Origin of the sequence: Vibrio anguillarum (assembly GCF_003390515.1) — a bacterium.
GTDB classification, from domain to species: domain Bacteria; phylum Pseudomonadota; class Gammaproteobacteria; order Enterobacterales; family Vibrionaceae; genus Vibrio; species Vibrio anguillarum.
Genome location: NZ_CP031479.1, coordinates 3,086,217 through 3,086,789 on the forward strand (window position 1 = coordinate 3,086,217; position 573 = coordinate 3,086,789).

At 41.9% G+C, this 573-nt stretch carries 1 protein-coding gene; it reads right to left on the reverse strand.

Annotation, left to right across the window (positions count from 1 at the left end; translation table 11 throughout):
• Positions 1-23 precede the first annotated feature (23 nt).
• Complete coding sequence (locus DD616_RS16955; RefSeq protein WP_208871959.1) at positions 24-539, reverse strand: lipocalin family protein; 516 nt, start codon at positions 537-539, stop codon at positions 24-26.
• Positions 540-573: the final 34 nt, after the last annotated feature.

A 573-nucleotide genomic window follows, 5' to 3' on the forward strand; every position in this document is an offset into this window, starting at 1 on the left:
CTCTTGAGCCGTTTGTTAGGTATTTATTGCTGCTGAACGTAAATGAGCCGATTTGTATCAAAACCACGCTCTTTCGACATTTGAACGAACTTCTCCAGAATGTCTAATTCGACTCTAGGCGTTCTTGAAAGTAACCACAGATATTCTGTATTCGGCCCTGAAACGAAGGCATAACTGTAGTTTTCACGCTCTAACTCAAACACCACGTAAGAGCCATAAAACGGACCAAAAAATGAAACTTTCAGATAACCGTCTGTTGGACTATCTACAAAGTAAGCTTTACCTTCAGCCTCTTTCCACTCACCTTTATCTTCAGAATAACCACGATTAAGAACCGAAACACCGCCATCATTTCGAACACGGTATTCCGCAGTAACCTGACTTAAACCTCTTTCAAAGGAGTGATCAAGTCGAGCAACCTCGTACCATTTACCTAAATAATTGTTCAGTTCAAAATCCGACACCGGCTTTACTGATTCGGGCATACCCAAGCAGCCGCTTAATAAAACAGTACAAATAATCAACAAGATTGATCTCATGATGCCTCCAAATACCTAACGCCCGGCTAAGGGG